This is a genomic window from Solibacillus sp. FSL R7-0682 (assembly GCF_038005985.1).
GTDB lineage: Bacteria > Bacillota > Bacilli > Bacillales_A > Planococcaceae > Solibacillus.
Map to the genome: position 1 here is coordinate 2,901,865 of NZ_JBBOUI010000001.1, position 18,675 is coordinate 2,920,539.

16 protein-coding genes are annotated in these 18,675 nt (G+C 35.6%); all 16 read right to left on the reverse strand.

What is annotated here, in order from left to right:
* Position 1: 1 nt before the first annotated feature.
* The 16 genes from wecB to MKZ17_RS14840 all read right to left on the reverse strand — a co-directional run bounded on the left by wecB (position 2) and on the right by MKZ17_RS14840 (position 18,617).
* Entirely contained in the window at positions 2–1,135 is a 1,134-nt protein-coding gene (gene wecB, locus MKZ17_RS14765; protein WP_340724492.1) for a non-hydrolyzing UDP-N-acetylglucosamine 2-epimerase, read from the reverse strand.
* Positions 1,136–1,138: 3 nt separating this feature from the next.
* The gene (locus MKZ17_RS14770) at positions 1,139–2,248 is read right to left on the reverse strand and encodes a capsular polysaccharide biosynthesis protein CapF (RefSeq protein ID WP_340724493.1); all 1,110 of its coding nucleotides are present in this window, start codon (positions 2,246–2,248) and stop codon (positions 1,139–1,141) included.
* An 18-nt stretch (positions 2,249–2,266) separates the two neighbouring features.
* Positions 2,267–3,304, reverse strand: coding sequence for a polysaccharide biosynthesis protein (locus tag MKZ17_RS14775; protein ID WP_340724494.1), 1,038 nt, complete (start codon positions 3,302–3,304; stop codon positions 2,267–2,269).
* A gap of 1 nt (position 3,305) precedes the next feature.
* The gene (locus MKZ17_RS14780; RefSeq protein WP_340724495.1) at positions 3,306–4,493 is read right to left on the reverse strand and encodes a glycosyltransferase family 4 protein; all 1,188 of its coding nucleotides are present in this window, start codon (positions 4,491–4,493) and stop codon (positions 3,306–3,308) included.
* A 48-nt stretch (positions 4,494–4,541) separates the two neighbouring features.
* Entirely contained in the window at positions 4,542–5,150 is a 609-nt protein-coding gene (locus MKZ17_RS14785) for a sugar transferase (RefSeq protein ID WP_340724496.1), read from the reverse strand.
* Positions 5,151–5,205: 55 nt separating this feature from the next.
* Positions 5,206–7,047 carry a polysaccharide biosynthesis protein gene (locus MKZ17_RS14790; RefSeq protein WP_340724497.1) on the reverse strand — a complete coding sequence of 614 codons (1,842 nt, stop codon included), beginning with the start codon at positions 7,045–7,047 and terminating at the stop codon, positions 5,206–5,208.
* Between the two features lie 112 nt (positions 7,048–7,159).
* The gene (gene galE, locus MKZ17_RS14795; RefSeq protein ID WP_340725566.1) at positions 7,160–8,185 is read right to left on the reverse strand and encodes a UDP-glucose 4-epimerase GalE; all 1,026 of its coding nucleotides are present in this window, start codon (positions 8,183–8,185) and stop codon (positions 7,160–7,162) included.
* Positions 8,186–8,330: 145 nt separating this feature from the next.
* Positions 8,331–9,251, reverse strand: coding sequence for an LCP family glycopolymer transferase (locus MKZ17_RS14800; RefSeq protein ID WP_340724498.1), 921 nt, complete (start codon positions 9,249–9,251; stop codon positions 8,331–8,333).
* A gap of 497 nt (positions 9,252–9,748) precedes the next feature.
* The gene (locus MKZ17_RS14805; RefSeq protein WP_340724499.1) at positions 9,749–10,546 is read right to left on the reverse strand and encodes a TIGR00282 family metallophosphoesterase; all 798 of its coding nucleotides are present in this window, start codon (positions 10,544–10,546) and stop codon (positions 9,749–9,751) included.
* Positions 10,547–10,687: 141 nt separating this feature from the next.
* On the reverse strand, positions 10,688–11,140 hold the full coding sequence (locus tag MKZ17_RS14810) for a VanZ family protein (RefSeq protein ID WP_340724500.1): 453 nt from the start codon (positions 11,138–11,140) through the stop codon (positions 10,688–10,690).
* Positions 11,141–11,443: 303 nt separating this feature from the next.
* Positions 11,444–12,214 (reverse strand): tyrosine-protein phosphatase, encoded by a 771-nt coding sequence (locus MKZ17_RS14815; RefSeq protein WP_340724501.1) that lies wholly within the window; start codon positions 12,212–12,214, stop codon positions 11,444–11,446.
* 338 nt (positions 12,215–12,552) lie between these two features.
* Positions 12,553–14,106, reverse strand: a complete 1,554-nt coding sequence (rny, locus tag MKZ17_RS14820) for a ribonuclease Y (RefSeq protein ID WP_340725567.1) — start codon at positions 14,104–14,106, stop codon at positions 12,553–12,555.
* 399 nt (positions 14,107–14,505) lie between these two features.
* Positions 14,506–15,570, reverse strand: coding sequence for a recombinase RecA (gene recA, locus MKZ17_RS14825; RefSeq protein WP_340724502.1), 1,065 nt, complete (start codon positions 15,568–15,570; stop codon positions 14,506–14,508).
* A gap of 169 nt (positions 15,571–15,739) precedes the next feature.
* Entirely contained in the window at positions 15,740–16,993 is a 1,254-nt protein-coding gene (locus tag MKZ17_RS14830) for a competence/damage-inducible protein A (protein WP_340724503.1), read from the reverse strand.
* A gap of 98 nt (positions 16,994–17,091) precedes the next feature.
* Positions 17,092–17,670, reverse strand: coding sequence for a CDP-diacylglycerol--glycerol-3-phosphate 3-phosphatidyltransferase (gene pgsA / locus MKZ17_RS14835; protein ID WP_340724504.1), 579 nt, complete (start codon positions 17,668–17,670; stop codon positions 17,092–17,094).
* A gap of 47 nt (positions 17,671–17,717) precedes the next feature.
* Positions 17,718–18,617: a helix-turn-helix domain-containing protein gene (locus MKZ17_RS14840; protein ID WP_340724505.1), complete on the reverse strand. Its 900-nt coding sequence runs from the start codon at positions 18,615–18,617 to the stop codon at positions 17,718–17,720.
* Between the last annotated feature and the right edge of the window lie 58 nt (positions 18,618–18,675).

Genomic DNA, 18,675 nt, shown 5'->3' on the forward strand with positions numbered 1-18,675 from the left:
TTCAATTAATAGTCTCCCTCCAAACTGTTCTATTCACATAATGTGTATATGACAATATAATTCTAAGTACTTTCTCCGATACATTAGGCATACTGTAATCTCCAACAAGTCTAAATGTGTCTGTTTCTTGTGTTTCTAATATTTCTAAACCTAGTAATATCCGTTCCTTTTGTAGCCCTACCATCATGACTGCTGCCTCTTCCATTGCTTCTGGTCGTTCATGGGCTTGACGAATATTAAGTGCTTTGAATCCAAGTATAGAAGATTCTTCACTAATTGTTCCGCTATCACTAAGAACAGCTTTCGCTTTAATTTGAAGCTTTACATAATCGTTGAATCCTAAAGGTTTTAATGTCTTTACTAGCGGATTGAACACAATTCCTTTCGCTTCAATCATTTTTTGTGTGCGAGGATGTGTACTAATAATAACAGGGAGCTGGTACTTTTCTGCAACGGCGTTTAGGCTATTCACTAAATCAAGGAAATTTCTCTCTGTATTAATATTTTCCTCACGATGTGCAGAAACAACGAAATACTTTCCTTCATCGAGCTCTAATCTTTGTAACACGTCGGACTCGGCAATACTCGCTTTACGTGAGTTTAGCACTTCATACATTGGGCTACCCGTCTTAATAATTCGATCCGCTGGGAAACCCTCCCGTAGTAAATATTCTCTTGCAATATCACTATATGTTAAGTTGATATCTGCAATATGATCGACTATTTTACGATTAGTCTCCTCAGGTACTCGCTGGTCAAAACATCGATTTCCAGCCTCCATATGAAAAATCGGAATCTGTCTACGCTTCGCAGCAATCGCACATAGACAGCTATTTGTATCGCCTAATACTAAAAAAGCATCTGGTTTAACTTGCTCAAGAACCGGATCGATTTTATTTAAAATGTTGCCGATAGTTTCGGTTGCCGTTCCTGTTGCAGCATTTAAAAAATAATCTGGCTTTAGTAAGTTGAAATCCTTAAAAAATACTTCATTTAGTTCATAATCATAATTTTGTCCTGTATGAACAACGATATGATCGATTGCATTAGATTGTTCTAATTTATTCATCACAGAAGACAAACGAATAATTTCTGGTCTAGTCCCCACAACTGTCATCACTTTTAGTTTTTTCAAGATTTATACCTCCAAATAGTAAGTATCCGGTTTTACTGGATCGAAGCATTCATTTACCCACATTACTGTCACAAGATCTGTATTTCCTACATTCACAATGGAATGTGTATATCCAGTTGGAATATCAACTACCTGCAGCTTTTCACCATTCACTCTGTATTCAATAATGTCATTGGAATCTAATTTTCTAAATCGTATTAAGCCCTCACCGCTCACAACTAAAAACTTTTCATTTTTCGTGTGATGCCAATGATTTCCTTTTGCGATGCCTGGCTTCGAAACATTAATGGAAACTTGTCCTCTATCAGGAGTGCGAATAAATTCGGTAAACGAACCACGGCTGTCAAGATTCATTTTTAAGTCATATGAAAACTGATCGTCAGGTAAAAAGCTTATATACGTGCTGTAAAGCTTTTTTGTTAGCTCATCTTCCATATTCTCAATGATCAAATTCATTCGGCTGTTTTTAAAGTTTGTTATTTGATTTGCCAATTCGCTAAGTGTAATCGTATGTGTTGTAGGCACAACATAGTAATCTCCTTGAACTGTTGGCGTACCATTTATCGTCCGTAAAAACTCCTCTAACACATCATCGATATAGCATAGCGTCAACTTAGCAGCAGGATTGTGGATTTGAATATCTAAATTCCGTGAAATGTTGTAACAATACGTAGCAACAACACTGTTATAATTGGGCTTACTCCACTTACCAAACACATTTGGGAGTCGGTATATATAAACTTTTGCACCTGTTTCTTCTCGGTATTGAAAGACCAAATCTTCCATTGCTTTTTTGCTATTTCCATATGGATTATCTAATTCCGCTTGAATAGATGAAGTGGTTACAATAGGAACTTTTTTAGGGCTATTTTTTAGCAACTCTAGTAACTGAGAAGTAAATTCATAGTTCCCTTCCATAAATTCATTTTCACTTTGAGGTCTGTTTACACCAGCTAAATGAAATACAAAATCACACTCATTTATATATTCTTCGAGAAGTGCGGGATTACTATCTCTTGTATACTCAAATAATTGACTAAACCCTCGATTTTTAAGTTCTGCAATTAAATTTTTTCCGATAAATCCTTTTGCACCTGTCACAAGAATTTTCATCTATCTACTCCTCCTCTTCTAGTTCATAATATGAATATTTTTATTCCATTCTTTCAATTCAGCTTGAATATAATCTAATTGGAGTAGAATATTTTTTATTTCTTCAATAGATAATATTTTTGTATTATCAGAGTTGTATTCTTCTACAGTCGTTAGTTTAATATCACCATTTTCAAAATACTTATTATAATTTAGATCTCTTTGGTCAGCAGGGACTCTAAAGAATCCACCTAAATCTTTTGACACAACATATTCTTCTTTCGTAAGGAGCGTTTCATATTTTTTTTCTCCATGTCGTGTTCCAATAATTTTTATTTCGTTGTCCACATTAAATAGTTCCTTAATTGCTTGAGCTAGGTCACCAATCGTACTAGATGGTGATTTTTGTACCATAATATCCCCTGCTTCAGCATATTCAAAAGCAAATAATACTAACTCTACTGCCTCTTCTAAACTCATAAGAAACCTTGTCATTTGTGGGTCTGTTATCGTCAATGGCAATCCATTTTTAATTTGTTCAATAAATAAAGGAATCACAGATCCTCGTGAGGCCATTACATTACCATATCTCGTACCACATATGACTGTTTTTTCTGGAGAAACTGTTCTTGATTTTGCGACAAAGACTTTTTCCATCATTGCTTTTGATATCCCCATTGCATTGATTGGATACGCTGCTTTATCAGTAGATAAGCAAATAACCTTTTTTACACCAGATTCGATTGCAACATTTAATACATTTTCTGTTCCTAAAATATTCGTTTTTACTGCTTCAAGCGGGAAAAATTCACATGATGGGACTTGCTTTAATGCCGCAGCATGGAATATATAATCCACCCCATACATCGCATTTTTTAAGCTATTGCTATTTCGAACATCGCCAAGATAGAATTTTAATTTATCGCTGTTATACTTTTTCCTCATATCATCTTGTTTTTTTTCATCACGAGAAAAAATTCTTATTTCTTTTATATTTGTATCTAGGAATCTTTCCATCACGGCATTCCCGAAAGAACCCGTGCCACCTGTAATTAATAAAGTTTTATCTTGAAACATTTCAGACCTCCATTTTAATAAGAGCTTCTTCTAATACCGATAAAAACCGTTCTTTACTATAGTTCTTACAGTAGTAATCATATGAATTTATTGCCATTTGATCCTTTTCACTATTCTCACAAAACTGCAAAACTAAATTGGCCAACTCTTTATAATTTTCTGCCTCACAACATAAGCCACATTGTGCTTCTTTAATTATTTGATTTGTTTCACCGTTAATTGCCCCTATTATTGGTTTCCCGGAAGCCATATAGGACTGTACTTTACCTGGTAATGTGGAAGAAATGGTGTGATCATCTTTTAATGTAATTAACATCGCATCTGCTAAACTGTAATATTTCGGCATCTCACTCAAAGGTTTTCTACCATAAAATATAATATTGCGAAGTTTTAATTTTTCACTAAGACGTTTACATTCCTCTAATTTTGAGCCATCTCCAATTATGTGAAAAGTTATAGTAGCGTGATTACTTAATTCATAAGCAGCTCTTACTATCGTTTCGACACTTTGCATTTCTCCAATATTTCCAGCAAATACAAAATTAAAATGATTATGTCTGTGTACCTCTATCTTTTCTGTAAATAAATTTTCTGCATATTGCGGTAAATGAAAAATAGAATCAGTTTTTATTTCAATTGTTTCTCTAAAATAATTTATAAACATGTCCGAGCTAACAGCAACACGGTCTGCTGAATTATAAATCCATTTTGAAATATAAAGAAAAAACTTATAAATTGGTGATCCCTCTTTAATACCACCAGCAGTTAAACTAGCAGGCCAAATATCAAGGCAATAAAGTAATATCTTTTTGTGATGTTTCTTTTTATAAACCATTGCAGGAATCGCCATAATAATTGGTGATAGTTGATTTACCAATACCGTATCAAACTTTTCTTTCATAAATAGAGTCTTAATTGAGGCGGAAAGTGCAAAACTAAAATAGTTTAAGAAAAGGGTTACCTTATTACTTCCTCGACCAATTTCAAAACTCCGTATTACGTTTACTCCATTAATAATTTCTTCTCTATTTTTCCTATTCTTGTAATTATCGGGCACTATTCCCTCTGGATAATTTGGGAGTCCTGTTATAACTGTCACATGATGACCTTTTTCTACTAACGATTCACAAATATCCGATATTCGAAAAGGCTCAGGATAGTAGTACTGGCAAATAACAAGTAGTTTCATATTAAAATTAGCCTCCCAACAATAACTCAACTGTAAATAAAAATACATCTAACTTTCCTTAGATTTAATAGCTCCAGTCCCCCCTTCGACAACTCCCTCTGTTGTTAAAATTCTGATAAACGTACCGAAGAAGCATTTTACATCCATCCAAAAACCTATATTCCTTACATACTCGCCATCTAGTCTTGTCTTTTCTTCAATTGATAGCCCATCTCTGCCATTAATTTGAGCCCACCCCGTTAACCCTGGTGGTACATCATTGGCACCATACTTACTCCGTTCGTCAATTAAATCATACTGATTCCATAATGCCGGCCTTGGTCCAACAATGCTCATTTGTCCAATAAATATATTCCAAATTTGAGGCAATTCATCTAAACTTGTTTTCCTTAAAAATTTCCCTATTTTCGTTAAATACTGCTCGGGATCTTCTAGTAAATGGGTTGCAGTATCCTTAGGCGTATCGATTCTCATTGTTCGGAACTTTAAAATCGTAAAATAACTTTTATGAATTCCCACTCTTTTTTGTTTAAACAATACTGGACCTTTCGAATCGAGTTTAATGACAATAGTCAATAGTAAAAATAATGGTGATAATACGATTAATGCAGTGAAAGAAAGTATAATATCGAACAGTCTTTTTACAATCCTATACAAGGTGGTTACAACTCCTTGAATTTCATTTCGTATATATTAATGTTTTAAAGAAATTTTATAATGCCTGGTTAAGCAATGTTATTTCTTTCTTATTTATAGTCCATCTACCATTAGCGATATCAATTAGCTTTTGTTTTACCACCACTAAATCGCATTCTTCTAATTCAATCAGTACTTCCATTAAAAGAGGTTCCTCCATACAATTTGCTTTCCCGACATGAATTTTAGGATAGATAGATTCTTCTTGAATTTCTGCTGCATTCAGTAATTCCTCATACATTTTTTCGCCTGGGCGAATACCCGAGAATTCAATACCAATTTCCTCTTCTGTAAAGCCAGACAAACGAATTAGATTTTTTGCTAAATCTACAATTTTTAATGGCTCTCCCATATCGAGTACGAATACTTCTCCTCCGTGTGCAAGTGCCCCAGCTTGTAAAACAAGTCGGGATGCTTCAGGGATAGTCATAAAATATCGGGTCATTTCTGGATGTGTGACGGTGACAGGTCCACCTGCAGCAATTTGTGCCTTAAATCGTGGAATTACACTTCCGCGTGACCCAAGAACATTGCCAAAACGAACTGCAGCAAAATTCGTCTCGCTATAGGTTGCTAAATTTTGAATAATCATTTCAGCAATTCGCTTCGTTGCTCCCATAATATTGGGGGGGTTAACCGCTTTATCAGTAGAAATCATGACAAAATTGGACACACCAAATGTATGTGCCGCGTCTGCCACATTTTTTGTCCCAAAGATGTTATTTTTTACTGCTTCACGAGGGTTACACTCCATCATAGGTACATGTTTATGAGCAGCTGCATGATAAATTACGTCTGGCCGAAACTGTTCGACTACTTCAAAAATTCGTTCTCTATCTTGGACATCCGCAATAATTGGAATGAACTCTATTCCTTTTAATTCTTTCTCTTCTAATAATTCCATATGGATTGTGTATATTGAATTTTCACCGTGACCTAGTAGAATAACTTGTGTTGGTTGGAATTGTGCTACTTGACGACAAATTTCAGAACCTATCGATCCGCCAGCACCTGTTACGAGGATTATTTTTTTTGTTAGATTATTGGAGATTGCCAACATATCGAGTTTGATTTCTTCACGTCCTAGTAAGTCTTCGATTTTTATTTCCTGTATATCATTAACCGAAACTTTACCTGTCATGACATTCTCAATTTTTGGCATAATTTTTATTGTCGCTTTTGTTTCAATGCAACGTGAATAAATTTCTCGAATATCCCTTTTACAAAGAGAAGGGATAGCTAAAATAATTTCATCAATTTTTTTATCTTGCACAATACGTGGAATATCTTTTGTTGTTCCATATACTTTAACGTCCATTAATTTTAAGTGTTTTTTATTTCGATCATCGTCGACAAAGGCCACTACTTGATATTCGGATGAATTCCTCTTAATACTACGGAGAAGCATTGTACCCGCCTCCCCAGCCCCGATGATTAATACTCTTCTTAAATTACCATGAGGTTTAAAAGAAGTTCTATCATGTAATATTCTTAGTAAAAAGCGTGAACCTCCGATTAATACAATATGCAATAGCCAAGTAATAACCATTACTCGGACATATATATCGCCTTTTATTAGAAGTTGCATGATACTCGCTGCAATAACTGATATAGTTACCGCATAAGCTATAGTCAATAATTCCCTAACTGAAGCTAAACTCCAGATGCGATTATACAGCTGGAACAAATAGGCCATAATATGATGACTGATTAACAATGTGATTGAGCTTATAATGATTAATGAATCAGAATAAATATTAAATGTTGGATGCAATAACAAGTAACTAATAAAAATAGCTGATATTACAATAAGTGAATCTAGAATAAAAAATATTGTGTACCTAGCAGTGTAATTCACTACTTATCCTCCCCAAAAATAAAATGGCAACGTAACTTTTTAAAACGTGACTTCAAAAAAATTATGCAAAAAGCAGATTCACTTAAATTACAAAATTTCTATTTTAAAAAATTTAAACTTTGTGATAATCATAATTTTGTTCAAAGCGCCACGCGTCTTTGCACATAGTTCCAATATCTCGCTTCGATACCCAATGTAGCTCTTGCCTTGCTTTACATACATCGGCATAACAGGACGCAATATCTCCTTGTCTTCGATTAACGATTTTATAAGGAATCGTAACTCCATTCGCCTCTTCAAATGCCCTTACTAATTGTAAAACGCTCGTTCCTTGACCTGTACCTAAATTATAAATATGGACGCCTTCTGTAAGAAAAGTTAGTGCAGCAACATGGCCTTCTGCTATATCCATCACATGAATATAATCACGTACACCCGTTCCATCTATCGTTGAATAGTCATTTCCAAATACACTTAAATATTTTAATTTGCCTTTTGCTACTTGTGTTATATAAGGCATTAAGTTATTCGGTATTCCATTCGGAACTTCACCTATCAAGCCACTTTCATGGGCTCCTATTGGATTAAAATAACGAAGTATGGAAACTGAAAATGAACGATTAGCCTTAGCGATATCTGTTAAAATTCGCTCACAAATTGCCTTTGTCTCACCATAAGGGTTCGTAGTAGGTAATAATTCCATCGACTCAACAAACGGCACCTGATTTTCACCGTACACCGTAGCTGATGAACTAAATACAAAACGGTTAATATCATATTTCAAACAAATATTAGCCAGCACAAGTGTACTGGTAAGATTATTCTCGTAATACATTGATGGTTTCACTACTGATTCACTAACTGCTTTATATCCCGCAAAATGGATCACACCATCAATAGAATTATTTTCGAAAATATTCTCTACTGCCTGTTTATTAGTTACATCAATTTCGTAAAATGGAAAATCTATATTTGTAATACTTTTGATTTTCTCGATAGATTCTTTTTTACTATTGCTGAGATTATCTGCGACAACCACTGAATGCCCTGCTTCAATTAGCGCTATACATGTATGTGCACCGATGTATCCCGCACCTCCAGTTACTAAAACCTTCGTTGTCGTACCTCCTCTGTTAATATGATATGAGCAAGGATATAAACTAGAATTTTATCTTTAATTCGAAGTATTCTCATTATTAAGCATATGCATCATACATCTGGACTATTCAAATGTGACAATGAAAAGTAATAATGTCTTATATTCGGCAAAATTCTACCCTTGTTCAAGTCTCCATTTCCAAATGCTGTTGAAGTGCATGTTGAATTTCTAATAACTCATAATTATTTGGTACATAGTAATAAATATTATTGTTCATCATACTTGTACCTTTATTCATATAAAGCTGCTCAATTTTACTAAAACTATCACCATAGTTTTTGCGTATGTTTAGTAGATCATCAAAGGCCAAGTTTATTTCGACATTTTCCTCCAACGTTCTGAATATCGATTTGTAGTTCCATACTGTATTTAGTGACATACTTTCTTTTATCACTCCATGGATAATTTGCTTTTGCCGATTTTGTCGTCCAAAGTCACCTGATGGATCATCATAGCGCATGCGTACATATTTCAACGACATTTCACCATCCAAGTCTATTTCCCCTACAGGAAAATGCTCTCCATCAAAATAAAAGTCCAACGTATTATCTACTGTAATTCCACCCACGATATCAATAATGTCAACAAAGCTTTCCATATTCACCTTCGCAACATAATCAATTGGTATTGCCAACAAATTTTCGACGGTTTTTACGGACATTTCCATTCCACCAAACGCATAGGCATGATTAATCTTATCTTTATAGCCCTTTCCCATTATCTCTGTATACGTATCGCGCGGTATACTGAGCATTTTTGTTGTTTTAAGCGTTGGATTAACTGTCATGACAATCATCGTGTCGGAGCGGCCGTTATCACCATCGCGTTCATCGACACCTAGAATCAAGGCAGAGAATGGCTCTTTTTTAGTCGTAATATTGACATTTTGTACTCTTTTTTCTGGTAAATTTAATTCATTTGAAATGGGTGTATACATTTCTTTTGCGGTACTTTTTATTTCACCGTATACATATAGCAGGGTGGCCGTGCTCACTATGCTTAAACCAATGGGAATAGCGACAACCCACTTCCAAATTTTTTTCATCGATGGCCTCCTTTTTAATTCAATTGAGAGATTCAAAATTACTTGTAGTAATAGCGAGTACTTTATGTTTTATATTTGTTTGAATAGCGGTAGTAGGTGATTGTAGGTATAATTGCTAGAAGTTTATTAATATATGTATTAGTTTAATTTAATAGAATAGGATCGGTGCTTCAGTTACCCGGATATCTTAACCGGTATGTAGTATGAGGTTATCTGTGTTCGTTCGTTATAATTTCTGCCGTAATTAGATGATATTCATCAATATTACATACTATATGTCGATTTTATTAATCATCATTACCATCTCTAGTTATTTTATACGTTATGATTTTGTGTTCTATGAATAAAATTTGTAAAAAGATAGTAAAAAAGTTCTTTTTCACATTCACCAATTACTTGCCTCTTAATAGTTGAAGAGGATAATAACTTAACGAAGAAAAAAGCCAGCTATTAAACAGTGAATTGTTTAAAAACTGGCTTATGTTCATTTTCATTAACTATGCTTGAAATGGATTGTCTGCGTTTATATACACACGCTCTTGATGTAATGCTTTTCCGGTTTTGTCGTCTACTTCGACAAAGAATGCACTCAATACTTCCCGACCATTTTTCGGTACTTCGAAACGAGCTGGCATATTTGTTTGAAATTTGTAGATAACATTCTCTTTGCCCATGCCTAAGATTTCGTCATATGGACCCGTCATGCCTACATCTGTAATATAGGCTGTCCCACCTGGATAAATGCGATTGTCAGCTGTTTGTACATGCGTGTGCGTACCTACAACCACAGATGCGCGACCGTCCAAATGCCATCCAAGTGCAATTTTTTCACTTGTCGCTTCTGCATGAAAATCAACAAATACTAATGGTGACGTTTTGCTTGCTTCTGCAACCAACTCATCAGCCATTGCAAATGGATCTTCATGTGGCGGTAGGAATACTCGCCCATGTAAATTAATAACCGAAATGGTTACGCCGTTTTTAGACACTTGTACCATACCCTTACCTGGGGCATCCTTTGAAAAGTTTGCAGGACGAATTAAATAATCCGCATCATCGATAAATTCAAAGATGTCTTTATTGTCCCACGTATGGTTGCCCATCGTAATAACATCTACACCCATTTGTAATAAATCATTATAGATGGAACGCGTAATGCCACGACCTGCTGCAGCATTTTCACCGTTCGCAATAACCACATCGATTGCATATTTTTTCTTTAGACGCGGTAAATATTTCTCTACTGCATCACGACCAATCGAACCAACGATATCGCCGATAAATAAAACCTTCATTTAATATAACCACACTTTCTATCAGCTAACTCGCCTTCTATTCTACCACCCATTTCGCCTATTAAGCAAAATAAAATACAGTAGGGGTAATGTTGGGAATTACGTTTAAAAGCGCCCACTAGGTGACATGTTAGCGCTAATTTATAATTTACCACTTTTTTTCACCAACCAATCAACGAAGCAAAACAAGCTAATCCCTATAATAGCGCCGGCACTATCAATCAGCACATCCTTCACCTGAGGCCCTCTACCGTCTACAAAATATTGGTGAACCTCATCAGATACCGCATAAAGGACACAAATTAGTAGAGCGAATTTCACAAGGCGGTTTCCTTGAAAACCTATTGTCCTTAGCCCAAAAGCAACAAACATACCAAGTACAAAATAAATTATGAAATGGGCATTCTTTCGAACAAGGTGGTTGACACTTTCTAATTTAGAATCTGAAACAGGGACTATCTTGTCAACGAGTTCTATTAGTTCTTCGGTGATACTTGAGCTAAGTTGATTGGATAATGTAGCTGGTTGATGGGAAAAGTAAAAGATTACAAGCATCCAAAGTAGTACGGCGAACCATGGAAGGAATTTCTTCATTTGTTATGAGTTCTTTTATTCATTGATTTTCTATAACTACACATACTAGTTCGCAAAATTTTGCCACCTTCCTTAAATCAAAACTCGGGTTTAATACCAATAGTAATCCTGCAATAAAACAGTAGATATCCAGTATTTCATTATAGTGGAACGATTATACTAAGCCTAATAAATATAGTACTAATAAATATTTTAACTAGTGTAACAAACATTAGTATAATCAGAATAAAATATAATTCGCGGTTACATTACATGGATATAAAACCAATTATTCAAACACCATTTTGTAACAATATTAGTTATTTATCTATTAAATATTCCCCACCATTTTGTTGTCTCAATTTCTTCTTGTTCTTGAATAATCAGAGGTAAATCCCTTATAACTCTTGAATTATTTTCTAACAATATTTCAATAGAATCAAATTGCTTTTTCTTTTCTAAATATTTTAGCCCTTCGTTAAACAAAAAAGGACGCTTTGTTAAATTATGAACATCTGATCCATATGTTTGCACTAAGTTTACTTTCACTAAGTCTAAAGCTACATTTTGAATAGTGCGTCCAAAATGCCCTGCCAAACTGCCAGCTGTCACTTGTGCCATAGCTCCTTCACGGATTAATCGCTCTAGATGTATTGGATTTTCTACAATCAGCTTATTACGCTCTGGGTGAGCGATTATTGGGGTAAATCCTTCTGCTATTAATTCACGAATAATATAAACGGTATAATTTGGTACTGTATAAGATGGTAATTCTAACAAAATATAATTCGATTCAGCTAATGTATGGCATTTCCCAGCTTTCACTAGATGTAAAATATGTTCTGATAATCTTACTTCATGTCCTTTATGAAGAGTTAAGGGAATACCTCTTTCAATTAATAGATTTTGTAAGTAATTTAATTGATTTTTTACTGTTTCATAATCCACATGATATAGAGGATGATTGCTGTGAGACGTAGCAATCATCTCTGTAATACCTTCATTTGATGCCTGTTCCAATAGCTTTATAGCTTCCTCCAAATTTTCTGGACCGTCATCAACAGCCCATAAAATATGTGAATGAATATCAACCATCTCTATCCCCCATAAAAAGTATAATTATTTCATATTCTTTATGCATTAAAGTAACTACTTTAAGATTAAAACTTATTTCTCATTATTTTACTTTAATATATAATCTCATATGTAAACCTTTAAGTATGTAGAATTCAAAACTAGCTATTTTAAACATGCTGCTCAAAACGACTATTGGATATATGCATTTATAAGTTTTAAGTCTTTATAGTAGTATTAAGTATCTACAGAAAGCATAGAAAAAACCCCCGATTTCCAGGTCATTTCTATTTTGAGATATTCTCTCATCCTAGAAATGCCCTTTATCGGGGGTTATGTCACATTTGTTATTTCATCTGTTATTTCGCGTATTCCACTGCGCGTGTTTCACGAATGACTGTTACTTTAATGTGACCAGGGTAGTCTAACTCTTCTTCAATACGTTTTCGTATATCACGAGCTAAACGATGCGATGCAAGATCATCAATTTTTTCTGGTTGAACAATAATACGTACTTCACGACCTGCTTGAATTGCAAATGATTTTTCGACACCGTCATAGCTTTCAGAAATCTCTTCTAGCTTTTCTAAACGGCGAATATAGTTTTCAAGTGTTTCACTACGCGCACCTGGACGAGCTGCTGATAGTGCGTCAGCTGCTGCAACAAGTACGGCAATAACTGAAGTTGCTTCTGCATCACCATGGTGAGATGCAATCGAATTAATAACAACTGGGTGTTCTTTATACTTCGTTGCAAGCTCCACTCCGATTTCAACGTGGCTTCCTTCTACTTCATGATCAATCGCTTTACCGATGTCATGTAATAAACCTGCTCGGCGTGCTAATGTTACGTCTTCACCCAATTCTGCAGCAAGTAAACCAGCTAAATGAGCAACTTCAATTGAGTGCTTTAATACATTTTGTCCATAGCTTGTACGATATTTCATACGGCCAAGGATTTTCATTAAGTCTGGGTGTAAGTTATGAATACCTACTTCAAACGTAGTTTGCTCTCCCGTTTCACGGATTTGTTCATCCACTTCACGACGAGATTTTTCGACCATTTCTTCAATTCGTGCTGGGTGAATTCGGCCATCTTGAACTAATTTTTCTAATGCAAGACGCGCTGTTTCACGACGAATTGGATCAAATCCAGATAGAATAACTGCTTCAGGAGTATCATCGATAATTAAATCAATACCTGTAAGTGTTTCCAGTGTGCGAATATTTCGACCTTCACGCCCAATGATGCGACCTTTCATTTCATCATTCGGTAAGTTTACAACCGACACTGTTGTTTCTGCAACATGGTCAGCTGCAAAACGTTGCAATGCCAATGATAAAATTTCGCGCGCTTTTTTATCTGACTCTTCTTTCGCACGTGTTTCTGCTTCCTTCGTCATAACCGAAATATCTGTTGTCAGTTCATTTTCAACTTCTTCCAGAATGATTTCCTTTGCCTCTTCACGTGTTAGAGCTGCAATGCGCTCAAGTTCTGTCTTTGCACTTGCAACAAGTTCTTCCACTTTGCTTTCCATCTGTTCAATATGCTGTTGTCTGCTTGTAAGAGCTTCTTCCTTACGCTCTAAGCTTGTCTCTCTTTTGTTCAGAGCATCATCCTTGCGATCAAGATTTTCTTCTCTTTGCAATAAACGGTTCTCTTGTTTCTGAAGTTCTCCACGACGTTCACGAATGTCATTTTCTGCTTCAGTACGAAATTTGTGAGTTTCATCCTTTGCTTCAAGTAGTGCCTCTTTTTTCAGAGCATCTGCTTCGCGTTTCGCTTCTTCCACGATTTGTTCCGCAACATGCTTTGCACCAGTTACTTTTGACTCATTCACTTTTTTCATGTAGAAATAGATAACAGCGACACCGACAGCGAATCCTAGCAAAGCAGGGAGTATTGATTCCATCATAGTGTTCTCCTCCTATGCCAATGTGTCTGATGTTCTTCTAATCGGCCAAATATGTTCGTTACGAGGAACATACTGCCTATTTCATTTCAAAATTTAGAAATTATACATGTTAATTGTATAGTTCCAATTTAGGTATGTCAAGAATAGCCATGTATACTAGGGTTTTTATGTATTATGACCCGTCTATTTATTTCTAACCTAAACAAATTAAGTTATTAATTAAATAAAAGTAGCGCTTTTTCTAATAAATTTACCACTTTATACCTAAAAATTACGAGTCTATTTTAAGCTTAATATTGGAAAGGAAACTAAATTTAAATATTGAGCTACGTTACATTATGGAAAAATTCCATTTTAAAAAAAGCCCAAATGGAAAGTTCCACTTGGGTCGATGTATTATTTTTCGTCTTCTCCGAATAACTCTAGCTCTTCTTCACTTTCTTGATGATCGTGAGCACCAATTGTGTAACCCATTTCACCAATTCCGAAGTGCTGACGAATTTTCTCTGCAATTTCATCTCGAATTGCCGGATTTTCCTTTAAGAATTGCTTCACGTTTTCACGACCTTGTCCAATACGATCGTTATTATACGAATACCATGAACCACTTTTTTGAATAATATCTAAATCTGCACCGATATCGACGATTTCACCTTCTTTTGAAATCCCTTCACCGTACATAATATCAACTTCAGCTGTACGGAATGGTGGCGCAACCTTATTTTTTACTACTTTAATTTTTGTTTTATTCCCTACAATGTCTGTACCTTGTTTAATTGCTTCACCTTTACGCACTTCTAAACGAATAGAAGAATAGAACTTTAATGCACGTCCACCTGTAGTTGTTTCTGGGTTACCGAACATGACACCAATTTTTTCACGTACTTGGTTAATGAAGATTGCAAGTGTATTTGATTTATTAATAACACCCGATAATTTACGAAGCGCTTGAGACATTAAACGCGCTTGTAGACCCATATGTGAGTCACCCATCTCGCCTTCAATCTCTGCTTTTGGTACTAGCGCTGCTACTGAGTCAATTACGATTACGTCGATTGCACCTGAACGTACTAAAGCTTCCGCAATTTCAAGCGCCTGTTCACCTGTATCAGGTTGCGCTAATAATAGCTCATCAATATTAACGCCTAATTTTTGAGCATAAACTGGATCCAGTGCGTGCTCCGCATCGATAAATGCGGCTGTACCACCATTTGCTTGAATTTCTGCAATCGCATGTAATGTAACTGTCGTCTTACCAGAAGACTCTGGGCCGTAGATTTCCACAATACGTCCACGTGGATACCCGCCTACACCTAATGCAGCATCAATTGCAATTGAACCAGATGAAGATGTTTCCATTTTACGGTCCGTATTTTCACCTAGCTTCATTACTGAACCTTTACCAAATTGTTTTTCTATTTGTTTTAACGCCATATCTAACGCTGCTTTACGATCGCTCAAACTATTTCCTCCTTAAGAAAAAGCTTTTTTATTTATGTCTCTATTATACTTGCTAATGAGATAACATTCAAGAAAAAAGCGAACATATTTTCGGTTTTATTTATTTTTTTCTAAATTCACCTATTTTCAAAGCCAAAATGCCATTATCGCGAAAAATCTAAAACAATTTTTACTTTTTAAAACCACTCTTCATCAATTCACGCATTAAATAACTAAATGTAAATTTGACTGCACGTAATCGATTCGTATTTCGTGAACCTGATAAATGTAAACAGTAAGTTTTTGGGCTTTGTTGTCCGATACAAATACCAATCCAAACTGTGCCAGCTGGTTGGTCCCCATGACTTGTAGGACCTGCTGCACCAGTTAACCCAACTCCAATATCCGTATTAAAATTTTTACGTACTCGAAGAGCCATTTCACCCGCGCATTCACTACTCACTACACTATGCTCCTGTAAGAGCTCCTTACATATTCCAAGCTGTTCAATTTTTGTCTGCTCTGTGTACGTAACAACCCCACCAATTAGTGCTTGTCCAACACCTGAAATTTCAGCTAACTCGGATTGGAAAAGACCAGCAGTTAAGCTTTCAGCTGCGGAAATGGTTAAATTACGTTCAATAAGCATTTCTACTAGTTTAGATGCAAGGGAATCGTCATTATCTCCATAATGGTATTCTCCAACGAGCGCTAAAATCTCTTGTTTTTTTGTATTGATTAGTTGCATTGCCTGGTGTTCATCTGGCGATTTCGCTGTAATTCTCAACGTAACTTCACCATCTGAAGCAAGTGGTGCAACAGTAGGGTTTGTTTGCTCATCTAAAATATGTTGTATACGGTCTTCTAACTCGGCTTCTCCGATACCATAAAAGCGTAAAACATGCGATAAAATTACACCACCATCATTTAATACTGCAGCCAATTTTGGCTTCGCTTCGTATTGGAACATCGGCTCCAGTTCTTTTGGAGGCCCAGGTAATAATATATAAATTCGCTCGTTCGCTTTGAAAAACATTCCCGGAGCCATTCCGTGATGATTTGCAAGCACATCACAGTCTTCAATGACAAGTGCCTGCTTTCGATTATTTTCCGTCATCGGTCGTTCACGTTTTGCAAAAAACTCTTCAATCGAAAAAAGTGCCGTTTTATCGAAGATAAGTGCTCTATTTAAATGCTGGGCAATTGTTTCTTTCGTCAAATCATCTTTCGTAGGACCAAGCCCTCCAGAAAAGATAATAACATCTGCCCGTTGCTCTGCAATCGTAATTGCATCTATTAAACGGCTACGATTGTCCCCAACTACTGTATGGTAATAAACATTGATACCAAGCTCTGACAGTTGACTCGAAATAAACTTTGCATTCGTGTTCGCGATTTGTCCAAGTAGTAGTTCCGAGCCAACTGCAATTATTTCTGCATTCATATATAGCCATCCTCCTCTGAAATATTCCCAATGTCACTATCTAAATTCAAATAAAACTAGGCAAGAAAGCTCCTACCTAGTTTGATTGAACACTTATATTATTTTGACTCAAGTAATACACGTCGATTGATATAGAAATAATCCCAACCAGACCATAATGTAAAGAATAATGCTACGTAAAGCATGATCGTGTCGAATGGAATACCTACTAACGTAAAAATCGTATTGTGTAAAATCAGTGCAGAAATTGCCACGATTTGTGTCCAAGTTTTAATTTTACCTAATTGGTTCGCAGCGACTACTTCACCTTGACCAGCCAAAATTAAGCGTAGACCGGTTACCGCAAATTCACGAGAAATAATTAAAATAACGATCCATGCAGGCGCTAAGCCCATTTCTACCAACATAATGAATGCAGCAGAAACAAGTAGCTTATCTGCTAGAGGGTCTAAAAATTTCCCTAAATTTGTTACTAAATTGTACTTCCGTGCATAATAGCCGTCTACCCAGTCCGTTGCCGAAGCGAAAATAAAAATTAGTGCTCCAACAAAGTAGTTCACTTGCATTTCAGCACCAAATAGTGTGATATTACCCCAGCCAAAATCAAACATCATTACAATCACAAATAATGGAATTAAAAGTATGCGTGAGACTGTAATCTTATTTGGAATGTTCATTTGTTAACACCTTTCATTTGAAAGAAAATAGTCACCTTTGCAGATGACTACTCTCCTTGTTGTTCTTTCACCAATTTTAAAATAATATTTTGAGAAACACGATCTTGTGCGTACACTAATTCTACATCATTTACGTATACTTTTGCCACTTTTGAATTTCCTAAACGAATTCGTGCATAACCATTTGCCGTAGAATCATGTTCTACAATTTGTCCAGCTTTATATACTGTTGCCGTAACTTGCTCTTGACGTTGCTCGTTACGAATCCCCACCCATGTGTCACCTGAAACTTCTACACGAATATTTAATGTTTCTGTTCCCGTCACTTCATAGGTTGTATTTTCCCCATCAATGACTCCTTGACTAATTGATTGTGTCACAACAGGTTTTTCTTCAATAGGAGGTTCTACCGGTTCAGTTGGCTCTTCTTCATCCGCATCATCATCCGTTACTACTGGCTTATTAGGTTGGCTAGAATTTGGATTTTTTTCATATTCAATCGGCTTATTTCCTTCATCTACTTCATCTCGGATACTCCCGATTTTTTGTAAGTATAAAGTTGAAATAACCACGATAATAACGATCGCAAATAAAGCAACGATTAGCTTCGGCATAGCCTCCATCATCTTACTATTTGAGGAGCTTGCCATTTTACGACGACTAGGGCTCTTTGTAAATGATTGAGCCACTTCCTCCTTTTGCACTTCTGGGACATCTTTACGATATTCTGTTAAAACTTGATCAGCATCTAAGCCTACTGCCTCTGCATATTGCTTTATAAAAGCTCGCACATAAAACGAACCTGGCATAATTGAATAATTTCCTTCTTCAATACCAATCAAATATCTTTTTTGAATTTTTGTAATTTCTTGTAAATCATCTAAACTATAACCTTTTGCTAATCTCGCTTCCTTTAGGCGAGCTCCTAACTCTGTCAAAAAAAACACCTACTTTTAATATATTCAATTATTTGTTTCAAAGAATCGTTTTGAAACTTGCATTCGA

What these genes read in the sequence shown, in the direction of transcription:
- rny (WP_340725567.1), bottom strand. Translation starts at nt 14,106, where the DNA reads ATGGAATCAATACTCCCTGCTTTGCTAGGATTCGCTGTCGGTGTCGCT.
- MKZ17_RS14815 (WP_340724501.1), bottom strand. Translation starts at nt 12,214, where the DNA reads ATGGTTGATATTCATTCACATATTTTATGGGCTGTTGATGACGGTCCA.
- MKZ17_RS14800 (WP_340724498.1), bottom strand. Translation starts at nt 9,251, where the DNA reads ATGAAAAAAATTTGGAAGTGGGTTGTCGCTATTCCCATTGGTTTAAGC.
- pgsA (WP_340724504.1), bottom strand. Translation starts at nt 17,670, where the DNA reads ATGAACATTCCAAATAAGATTACAGTCTCACGCATACTTTTAATTCCA.
- MKZ17_RS14830 (WP_340724503.1), bottom strand. Translation starts at nt 16,993, where the DNA reads ATGAATGCAGAAATAATTGCAGTTGGCTCGGAACTACTACTTGGACAA.
- MKZ17_RS14805 (WP_340724499.1), bottom strand. Translation starts at nt 10,546, where the DNA reads ATGAAGGTTTTATTTATCGGCGATATCGTTGGTTCGATTGGTCGTGAT.
- MKZ17_RS14810 (WP_340724500.1), bottom strand. Translation starts at nt 11,140, where the DNA reads ATGAAGAAATTCCTTCCATGGTTCGCCGTACTACTTTGGATGCTTGTA.
- MKZ17_RS14775 (WP_340724494.1), bottom strand. Translation starts at nt 3,304, where the DNA reads ATGTTTCAAGATAAAACTTTATTAATTACAGGTGGCACGGGTTCTTTC.
- MKZ17_RS14780 (WP_340724495.1), bottom strand. Translation starts at nt 4,493, where the DNA reads ATGAAACTACTTGTTATTTGCCAGTACTACTATCCTGAGCCTTTTCGA.
- MKZ17_RS14770 (WP_340724493.1), bottom strand. Translation starts at nt 2,248, where the DNA reads ATGAAAATTCTTGTGACAGGTGCAAAAGGATTTATCGGAAAAAATTTA.